Genomic DNA, 2,638 nt, shown 5'->3' on the forward strand with positions numbered 1-2,638 from the left:
AGCTGAGGCTAACAGGTGCGCTCGGTTGGCTGTTGAGCTGGACTGTATAACTGCCCGTTGCACCGCCTTCTATAGCATTTGTAGTCGTAGGTGCAATAGTAACACCTGCTTTTTCGTTGTCGGTAATACCTACAGTTACATCCTCAACCGTCTGACCGTTATAGTTAGTGTCTGTACTGGTAAGAGTGTGAGCGATCGTGCCGCTGTGAGTGCCTTCGGTTTTGAGATCGTCGGTAGCGGTGACAGTGACCGTTTGCGGGATATTCCAGTTAGTGCTGTTGAAATTAAGCTCAGAAATCGGATTAATTTGACTGCCTGTCTGGAAGCTGAGGCTAACATCTGCTTTCGGTTGAGTGTTGAGCTTGACTGTATAACTGCCCGTCGCACCGCCTTCTGTAGCAGTTGTACTCGTAGGTGAAATACTCACACCTGCTGTGTCGTTGTCGGTAATACCTACAGTTACATCCTGAACTGCCGTGCCACTATAGTTAGGGTCTGAACTGGTAACAGCGTGACCTATCTTGCCGCTGTGAGTACCTTCGGCTATGCTATCGTCGGTAGCAGTGACAGTGATTTTTTTCCCGATATTCCAGTTTGTGCTGTTTAAATTAATCTCAGAAATCGGATTAATTTGACTGCCTGTATCGAAGTTGAGCTTAACGTCTGCATTTGGTTGGCTGTTGAGCTTGACTGTATAACTGCCCGTTGCCCCGCCTTCTGTAGCAGTTGTACTCGTAGGTGTAACGATCACACCTGCTGTGTCGTTGTCGGTAATCGCTACATTTACATCCTGAACTGCTGTGCTGTTATACTTAGTGTCTATGCTGGTAATAATGTGAGAGATAATACCCGTGTGGGTACCTTCGGCTGTGCGATCGTCGGTAGCGGTGACAGTTACTGGTTGGGCAACATTCCAGTTAGTGCTGTTGAAAGTAATCCCGGGAATCCCCTTAATCTGACTGCCTGTATTGAAGATGAGGTTAACAGGTTCATTCGGTTGGCTGTTGAGCTTGACTGTATAACTGCCCGTCGCCCCGCCTTCTGTAGCAGTTGTACTCGTAGGTGCAATGCTGACACCTGCTGTTTCGTTGTCGGTAATCGCTACATTTACATCCTGAACTGATGTGCTGCTATACTTAGTGTCCGCACTGTTAACAATGTGAGAAATAGTACCTGTGTGCGTGCCTTCAGCTTTGCTATCGTCGGTAGCAGTGACAGTGATTGTTTGGGGAACATTCCAGTTACTGCTGTCGAAATTAATCGTAGAAATCGCCTTGATTTGACTGCCTGTATTGAAGATGAGGTTAACAGGTGCATTCGGTTGGCTGTTGAGCTTGACTGTATAACTGCCCGTCGCGCCGCCTTCTGTAGCAGTTGTACTCGTAGGTGTAATGATCACACCTGCTGTGTCGTTGTCGGTAATCGCTACATTGACATCCTGAATTGTTGTGCCGCTATACTTAGTGTCGTCACTGGTAACAGTGTGAGCGATCGTGCCGCTGTGCGGGCCTTCGGCTTTGCTGTCGTCGGTAGCGGTGACTGTGACTGTTTTGGCAACATTCCAGTTAGTGCTGTCAAAGGTAATTGTCCCGATCGCATTTATTTCACTTCCGGTTTTAAAGTTAATGGTAACAGGGAGCTTCGGCTCAGACGTTAACTTGAGCTCATAACTGCCCGTCGCGCCGCCTTCAGTAGCAGTTGTTTGCGTGGGAGTAATAGAAATACCAGCGGTATCATCGTCTTTATTGGTAATGCTAACATCCGCTGCATCTAGCTTATAATTCGGATCGTCGCTAACAGCAAGCTCTGTGACAATTTTGTAGTCAATATTGCCGTCAACTATGCTATCATTAACCCCGGTTACTGTTACTGGTTGCGCTGTCTTCCAGTTAGCCGGAGTGAAAGTTATGCTGGCAGGGGAAACAGTTCCCTCGGCAGCATTATCCGTGTTCAAACCGATAGTCACATCAGCAGTTGGCGGAGTATTCAGAACCACAGTAAAGTTAGCCTGAGTGCCATCTTCACCAGTAGTTAATCCCGCCGTCGGATTAATTGTAATTCCCGGAGTTTCATTGTCACTGTTGGTTACGGTGACATCTTCAGGATTGAGGTTATTGTAATTAGGATCGGTGCTGGAAGCAGCCTTCGTGAAAATTTTGTAAGGTATAGGGCCATCAGCTACTATATCGTCAACACCACTCACTGTTATTGTTCGCGGTTGATTGTAGGTAGCAGGAGTGAAAGTTATGCTAGCAGGGGAAACTGTTCCTTCGGTAACATTGGAACTACTCAAATCGATCGCAACATCAGCAGTGGGTTGAGAGTTGAGTTTGACAGTGAACGTAGCAGTGCCACCCAATTCACTTGTAGTTAATGCTGTTGGGTTAATAGTAAAGCCAGCCGTATCATCATTAGTAATAGTTGTGGTAGCGGTAGCAGTGGTAATTGTCGGTGTTACGCCTGGGCTTGTGGGACTTGAAAGGGTGACGGCAATGGTTTCGTCGGGTTCAGCTAGGGTGTCGCCTAATACATCCAGAGTAATGGTTTTGGATGTTTCATCGGCGGCAAAATTAATTGTGCCGGTAGGGGTAGTTGCCCCTGAAGTGCCACCGATGTTGTTGTAATCGCTGACGTTTGT

1 pseudogene is annotated in these 2,638 nt (G+C 47.2%); it reads right to left on the minus strand.

From position 1 onward, the window contains the following. Window positions 1-2,638, minus strand: a pseudogene (locus tag QUA45_RS28480) (Calx-beta domain-containing protein); the annotation flags it as partial.

The organism is Microcoleus sp. Pol12A5, assembly GCF_036701435.1.
In the GTDB taxonomy this organism is placed as follows: Bacteria; Cyanobacteriota; Cyanobacteriia; order Cyanobacteriales; family Microcoleaceae; genus Microcoleus.